A 6,831-nucleotide genomic window follows, 5' to 3' on the forward strand; every position below is an offset into this window, starting at 1 on the left:
GCCCGTAGCCCGTAGCCCGTAGCCCGTAGCTCGTAGCTCGTAGCTCGTAGCTCGTGGCCATAGGTTACCGAACATCGTTCGATGGTCAGGGTGGACACCCCCAGTCTTTTTCGGCAAACTTCGACACCAACGAAAACGGTGCGCCGAAGACGCCATCTTGCAGCAAAGTGACGCGATCTCGGCAATTCATGAACGGGTTAACAGCGCAAGGACGGTCATGGCTAGACTCCTGGTTCTCAATGGTCCCAACCTGAATCTGCTCGGCACTCGCGAGCCGGCGGTGTATGGCACGCCCCCGCTGGAGGATATCCGGGTGCGCCTGACCGAGCGCGCGCTGAGCACCGGTCATCAACTCGAGTGGCTGCAATCCAACGCCGAACACGAGCTGGTCGAGCGCGTGCACCGCGCTCGGCAGGAGAACATCGATTTCATCCTGCTCAACCCGGCCGCCTTCACGCATACCAGCGTGGCGTTGCGCGATGCGCTGACCGGGGTCGATATCCCGTTCATCGAACTGCATCTCTCCAACGTGCACGCCCGCGAGCCCTTCCGCGCCCACTCCTACTTCACCGATGTCGCCCGAGGCGTCATCGCCGGGTTTGGTGCCGAGAGCTACACCCTCGCGTTGGAAGCCGCACTTTCGCAACTGGATCGCGCCTGAGTCTTTATCTGCCGAAGGGCACTCGGTGACTGGCACCATCGCGGTCAGCCGTCACATTCAACCGTCACATTCAACCAAGCCGAGACATCGCCATGGATATACGCAAGGTCAAGAAACTCATCGAACTCCTGGAAGAGTCCAACATCAGCGAAATCGAAATCCAGGAAGGCGAGGAGTCGGTTCGCATCAGTCGCCACCCCAATGGCTTCGGTGCCATGCAGCAGCCGATGGTCATGCCGCAAGCCATGGCACCGGCACCCCAGGGGCCCGGTACCGCGGTTACGCCGGCACCGGACCCCGCCGAGCCGGCTCCCGTACAGCCCACGGGCCATGCGGTGACCTCCCCCATGGTCGGGACTTTCTACCGGTCGCCGGCACCGGGCGCCAAGGCGTTCGTCGAAGTCGGCCAGAGCGTCAAGAAGGGCGATACCGTGTGTATCGTCGAAGCGATGAAGATGATGAACCAGATCGAAGCCGACAAGGATGGCGTGATCGAAGCGATCCTGGTCGAGGATGGCGAGCCGGTCGAGTTCGACCAGCCGATGATCATCATCAACTAAGGCCACACGAGCGAAACCATCATGTTGGACAAGGTACTCATCGCCAATCGCGGCGAGATCGCCCTCCGCGTCCTGCGCGCCTGCAAGGAACTGGGGATCAAGACCGTGGCGGTTCATTCCCAGGCCGACCGCGAACTGATGCACGTGCGCCTGGCAGACGAGGCCGTCTGTATCGGCCCCGCCGCCTCGGCTCAGTCCTATCTCAATATTCCGGCCCTGATCAGTGCGGCGGAAGTCACCGACTCGAGCGCCATTCACCCCGGTTACGGCTTCCTGTCCGAGAACGCCAACTTCGCCGAGCAGGTCGAGCGCTCCGGCTTCACCTTCGTCGGACCGCGGGCGGAAACCATTCGCCTGATGGGTGACAAGGTCAGCGCGATCAACGCCATGAAGGCGGCCGGCGTTCCGACGGTGCCAGGCTCCGATGGGCCGCTGCCGGACGACGACGCCGAGATTCGCCGTATCGCCGGTCGTATCGGTTACCCGGTGATCATCAAGGCGGCAGCCGGCGGCGGCGGTCGCGGCATGCGCGTCGTGCGCAACGACGACGAGGTCGCCAAGGCGGCCAGCGTGACCCGTTCGGAGGCCGCAGCGGCGTTCGGCGACGGCACCGTCTACATGGAGAAGTTCCTCGAGAATCCACGCCACGTCGAGGTGCAGGTCCTCGCCGACGGCCAGGGCAACGCCATCCACCTTTACGACCGTGACTGCTCCCTTCAGCGCCGTCACCAGAAGGTACTCGAGGAAGCGCCGGCGCCGCATCTCGATCCCGAGGCTCGTGCCAAGGTGCTGAAGTCATGCACCGACGCCTGCATCGAGATCAACTACCGGGGCGCGGGGACGTTCGAGTTTCTCTACGAGAACGGCGAGTTCTTCTTCATCGAGATGAATACCCGCGTTCAGGTAGAGCATCCCGTGACGGAGATGGTCACCGGCGTCGACATCGTCAAGGAGCAGCTTCGTATCGCCTGCGGTCAGCCGCTGTCGATCAAGCAGTCCGACGTCGAGCTGCGCGGTCATGCGTTCGAGTGTCGCATCAATGCCGAGGACTCCCGCACCTTCATGCCCTCCCCCGGCAAGATCGACCTCTATCACCCGCCCGGCGGCCTGGGCGTGCGCATGGACTCCCACATCTATACCGGCTACAGCGTGCCGCCCTATTACGACTCGCTGATCGGCAAGCTGATCACCTGGGGCGCGGACCGCGATATCGCACTGGTCAGGATGCGCAACGCACTCGACGAACTGCTGGTCGAAGGCATCAAGACCAACATCGATCTGCAGAAGGACCTGGTTCGCGATAGCGCCTTCCAGCGTGGAGGCGTCAATATCCACTACCTGGAGAAGAAGCTCGGCCTCAGCTGAACCCGAGCGATCCCGACGGGGCGGCCTATCCAGCGATAGCCCGCCCCGTTTTCGTCACCGCCGTCAATCCGGAGAGCGACTCATGGCGTGGCTACAACTCAAGGCATCCATCGCCCCCGAGCAGGCCGAATGGCTGGAGGAACTGCTGCTGGCCGAAGGGGCCAGCGCGATCACCCTGCAGGACGCTCACGACGAACCGGTCTTCGAGCCCGACCGGGGTACCACCCCCTTGTGGCGCGAGACCGTGCTTACCGGCCTCTACGACGATCTCACCGGCGTCGAGGCGATGATCGAGCGTGTCCAGCGAGCCTGGTCGGAGCAGTCCCCCGATGATCCCGCACCGCAGATCGAGTACGAACTGCTGGCCGATCGCGACTGGGAGCGTGAGTGGATGGACGGCTTCGAACCCCTGCGAATGGGCCGCCGGTTGTGGATCGTGCCCAGTTGGCATCAGGCGCCGGACCCCAACGCCGTCAACCTGCTGCTCGACCCCGGTCTCGCTTTCGGCACCGGTACCCATCCCACCACGGCGCTCTGCCTCGGCTGGCTCGACGCCCAGGATCTCGCCCAGCGACAGGTACTGGATTACGGCTGCGGTTCCGGCATTCTGGCGATCGCCGCGCTAAAGCTCGGTGCCGATACCGCCGTCGGTGTCGATATCGATCCCCAGGCACTGCAGGCGAGCCGGGACAACGCCGCACGCAACCGGATCGATGAATCCAGCCTGATCCTGGATTATCCGGAAAAAATCGGACAGGGGCAGTTCGACGTGGTCGTCGCCAATATCCTCGCCGGCCCCCTGGTCGACATGGCGGCAACGATCGCCGGCCGGGTCGGACCCGGGGGCCATCTGGCCCTATCCGGCATTCTGGCCGCCCAGGCGGATGGCGTGCTGGACGCCTATCGGGCCCAGGGCCTGCGCATGGAGGAGCCTCAGGAGAAGGAAGGCTGGGTTCTCCTCGTCGGACACCGAGCGGCCTGAACGTTACGAGACCGGTCTGCCATGCGTCCGCGTCGGCGGCCGGTTTCATGCCCAAACGCTCTGGCCTGAAGGATTTTCATACACCCCGGGCGCACTTTGCGGCTTAGGTCGTGAGTCGGCAAACAGCGCTTCAACAAAGCCGGGGTGACCGGTATCATAGCCTCCCCGTTTTGCCTGAGCCCCTGTAACGATGCGTGATTCCGTGTCACCGCAGACCGATCGCCCGTTACCCCGCATCGGCCATCACACGCTACCCAATCGCGTGATTTTGGCTCCCATGGCCGGGGTGACCGACCGCCCCTTTCGCCAGCTCTGTCGCGAACTGGGGGCTGGTCTCGTGGTGTCGGAGATGGTCACCGCCGACAGCCGGCTCTGGCACACTCGAAAATCCCGACAGCGCATGATCCATCGCGGCGAACCAGGGCCAAGATCGGTGCAGATCGCCGGCGGCGACCCGCAGATGCTCGCCGAGGCGGCACGGCTCAATGCCGACGCCGGCGCCGAGATCATCGACATCAACATGGGTTGCCCGGCCAAGAAAGTCTGCAACAAGGCGGCGGGATCGGCGCTACTGCGGGACGAACGCCTGGTAGCCGATATCCTCGAGGCCGTGGTCGCGGCGGTCGACATCCCGGTCACGCTGAAGATCCGCACCGGCTGGTGTGCAGAGACCCGCAATGCGGAGCGTGTCGCCAGCCTCGCCGAGAACGCCGGTATCGCAGCCCTGGCCGTTCATGGCCGAACCCGTGAGCAGCGCTACACCGGCTCCGCGGAGTACGACACCATCGCCGCCATCAAGCAGCGCGTGTCGATACCGGTCTTCGCCAACGGCGACGTGACCACGCCGCAGCGCGCTGCGGAAGTGCTCGCCTACACCGGCGCCGATGCGGTGATGGTCGGGCGCGGCGCCCAGGGCAACCCGTGGCTGTTCCGTGAGATCGAGCACTACCTGCGCACCGGTCGCGAACACGCGCCACCGAGCGCGGATGAGATCGCCACCACCATGGGACGTCATCTACGTGCACTCCACGAGCACTACGGCGACTATCTCGGCGTCAGGGTGGCTCGCAAGCATGTCGGTTGGTACCTTGCCTCGTGCGATCCGGGCCGGGCCCACCGCTCTCGCTTCAATCGTCTCGAGCAGACCCAACAACAATTCGAGTTTCTTCATGAACTCTTTCGCGGTGACGCCGCCGCGATCGGTAATGGAATCCACGCAGCATGAATAGCCGGCAGCCCTTAGCTCTCGATGGTGAGTCATCCGCCGAGATCGACTCCCTTCAAATGCCCGATGCGCTATCCCATACGACACTCAGAGAGTGTGTCGAGCGCGTCATGGAGCGCTACTTCTCCCATCTCGAGGGAGAATCCGTCTCGAATCTCTACGGGATGGTGCTGGCGGAAGTCGAGGCGCCGCTCCTCGAAGTCGTGATGCGCAACGTGGAAGGTAATCAGACCCGCGCCGCCGAGCTGCTCGGTCTCAATCGCGGCACGTTGCGCAAGAAACTCAAGCAGTACGACCTGATGTAAATTCTCTCTCGCTTCGCCCGAGCGAAGCGCCACCCGGACGCGCGACGCCGCCGACGACCCGAGGGTCTCCTGGCTGCGCTTGCCGTCTCATCGCACAAGAGTGGACTGGCATGTCTCAACCCCCTGCTTCTACCGCCCCCCGCGCCGTCCGTCGCGCCCTGCTCAGCGTCTCCGACAAGACCGGCGTCGTCGAATTCGCTCGCGAACTGACCTCGCTGGGTGTCGAACTGCTATCGACCGGCGGTACCTATCGCCTGCTGCGGGAGAGCGATATCGCGGTCACCGAAGTCTCCGAGCACACCGGCTTTCCGGAGATCATGGATGGACGCGTCAAGACGCTGCACCCCAAGATTCACGGTGGCATTCTCGGACGTCGCGGGCAGGATGACGAGGTCATGCGGGAGCACGGTATCGACCCGATCGATATGGTCGTCGTCAACCTCTACCCTTTCGAGCAGACCGTGGCCAGGCCCGACTGCACCCTGGAGGACGCCGTCGAGAACATCGATATCGGGGGGCCGACGATGGTTCGGGCCTGCGCCAAGAACCACGAGCACACCACGATCGTGGTCAGCGCCGCAGACTATTCCCGCGTTCTGAAGGATATGGCCAGCCACGACGGCGGCGTCAGTCACAAGACCCGCTTCGACCTGGCGATCAAGGCGTTCGAGCACACCGCCGCCTATGACGCCGCCATTGCCAACTATTTCGGCCAGTGGGTCGGTAGCGGCGAGCCGGATTTTCCGCGCACGCTGTCGCTGCAGTTCACCAAGAAACAGGGCATGCGCTACGGCGAGAACCCGCACCAGAAAGCGGCCTTCTACGTCGAGTCAGACACGGCCGAGCCCGGCGCGCGGGAAGCCAGCATCGCCACCGCCGAGCAGCTTCAGGGCAAGGCGCTCTCGTTCAACAATGTCGCGGACACCGACGCGGCGCTGGAGTGCGTCAAATCCTTCACCAAGCCGGCCTGTGTCATCGTCAAACACGCCAATCCGTGCGGCGTGGCGGTGGTGCCGGAAGATGAGGGCGGTATCCGCAAGGCCTATGACCTGGCCTTCGAGACCGACAGTGAATCCGCTTTCGGCGGCATCATCGCGTTCAACCGCGAGCTGGACGGCGACACCGCCAGCGCCATCGTCGCGCGCCAGTTCGTCGAGGTGATCATCGCACCGCGCATCTCTGCCGAGGCGCGCAAGGCGGTCGCCAGCAAGACCAACGTGCGTCTGCTCGAATGCGGAGAGCTACCCGCGACAACCGCCGCCGGCTGGGACTACAAGCGTGTCAACGGTGGCCTGCTGGTGCAGAGCCGCGACACCGGGATGATCGGCGCCGACGATCTCCAGGTCGTCACCCGGCGCGCGCCCACCGAGCAGGAGCTGCACGATCTGGTGTTCGCCTGGAAGGTCGCCAAGTTCGTCAAGTCCAACGCGATCGTCTACGTCAGCAAGCGCCAGACCATCGGCGTCGGCGCCGGCCAGATGAGCCGTGTCAATTCGGCACGTATCGCTGCGATCAAGGCCGAGCACGCCGGACTCCAGGTGGCCGGCTCGGTGATGGCCTCGGATGCCTTCTTCCCTTTCCGCGACGGCCTGGACAACGCCGCCGCGGCGGGTATCACCGCCGTCATCCAGCCCGGCGGCTCGATGCGCGACGAGGAAGTGATCGCCGCGGCCAACGAGGCCGACATCGCGATGGTGTTCACCGGTATGCGCCACTTCCGGCACTAAGCCGCG

7 protein-coding genes are annotated in these 6,831 nt (G+C 64.3%); all 7 read left to right on the top strand.

Features of this window, described 5'->3' with window-relative positions; all coding sequences use genetic code 11:
- Nucleotides 1–217 precede the first annotated feature (217 nt).
- Nucleotides 218–661: a type II 3-dehydroquinate dehydratase gene (gene aroQ / locus AC3AYF_RS16340; RefSeq protein ID WP_487780016.1), complete on the top strand. Its 444-nt coding sequence runs from the start codon at nucleotides 218–220 to the stop codon at nucleotides 659–661.
- 92 nt (nucleotides 662–753) lie between these two features.
- A complete protein-coding gene (gene accB / locus AC3AYF_RS16345; RefSeq protein WP_295037119.1) occupies nucleotides 754–1,221 on the top strand; it encodes an acetyl-CoA carboxylase biotin carboxyl carrier protein in 468 nt (155 codons plus the stop codon).
- A gap of 21 nt (nucleotides 1,222–1,242) precedes the next feature.
- Entirely contained in the window at nucleotides 1,243–2,586 is a 1,344-nt protein-coding gene (gene accC / locus AC3AYF_RS16350; protein ID WP_295037120.1) for an acetyl-CoA carboxylase biotin carboxylase subunit, read from the top strand.
- A gap of 82 nt (nucleotides 2,587–2,668) precedes the next feature.
- Nucleotides 2,669–3,568: a 50S ribosomal protein L11 methyltransferase gene (gene prmA, locus AC3AYF_RS16355; protein ID WP_295037122.1), complete on the top strand. Its 900-nt coding sequence runs from the start codon at nucleotides 2,669–2,671 to the stop codon at nucleotides 3,566–3,568.
- Between the two features lie 190 nt (nucleotides 3,569–3,758).
- On the top strand, nucleotides 3,759–4,793 hold the full coding sequence (dusB, locus tag AC3AYF_RS16360; protein ID WP_295037125.1) for a tRNA dihydrouridine synthase DusB: 1,035 nt from the start codon (nucleotides 3,759–3,761) through the stop codon (nucleotides 4,791–4,793).
- A 59-nt stretch (nucleotides 4,794–4,852) separates the two neighbouring features.
- Complete coding sequence (fis, locus tag AC3AYF_RS16365; protein ID WP_110708583.1) at nucleotides 4,853–5,098, top strand: DNA-binding transcriptional regulator Fis; 246 nt, start codon at nucleotides 4,853–4,855, stop codon at nucleotides 5,096–5,098.
- 110 nt (nucleotides 5,099–5,208) lie between these two features.
- Nucleotides 5,209–6,825: a bifunctional phosphoribosylaminoimidazolecarboxamide formyltransferase/IMP cyclohydrolase gene (gene purH, locus AC3AYF_RS16370; RefSeq protein WP_295037126.1), complete on the top strand. Its 1,617-nt coding sequence runs from the start codon at nucleotides 5,209–5,211 to the stop codon at nucleotides 6,823–6,825.
- The last annotated feature ends 6 nt before the right edge of the window (nucleotides 6,826–6,831 follow it).

The sequence above is a fragment of the Salinicola sp. genome, from assembly GCF_982684285.1.

Bases quoted from the DNA above. Each gene is read 5' to 3' on its own strand.
- fis (WP_110708583.1), top strand. From the start codon at position 4,853: ATGCCCGATGCGCTATCCCATACGACACTCAGAGAGTGTGTCGAGCGC.
- prmA (WP_295037122.1), top strand. From the start codon at position 2,669: ATGGCGTGGCTACAACTCAAGGCATCCATCGCCCCCGAGCAGGCCGAA.
- dusB (WP_295037125.1), top strand. From the start codon at position 3,759: ATGCGTGATTCCGTGTCACCGCAGACCGATCGCCCGTTACCCCGCATC.
- aroQ (WP_487780016.1), top strand. From the start codon at position 218: ATGGCTAGACTCCTGGTTCTCAATGGTCCCAACCTGAATCTGCTCGGC.
- purH (WP_295037126.1), top strand. From the start codon at position 5,209: ATGTCTCAACCCCCTGCTTCTACCGCCCCCCGCGCCGTCCGTCGCGCC.
- accC (WP_295037120.1), top strand. From the start codon at position 1,243: ATGTTGGACAAGGTACTCATCGCCAATCGCGGCGAGATCGCCCTCCGC.
- accB (WP_295037119.1), top strand. From the start codon at position 754: ATGGATATACGCAAGGTCAAGAAACTCATCGAACTCCTGGAAGAGTCC.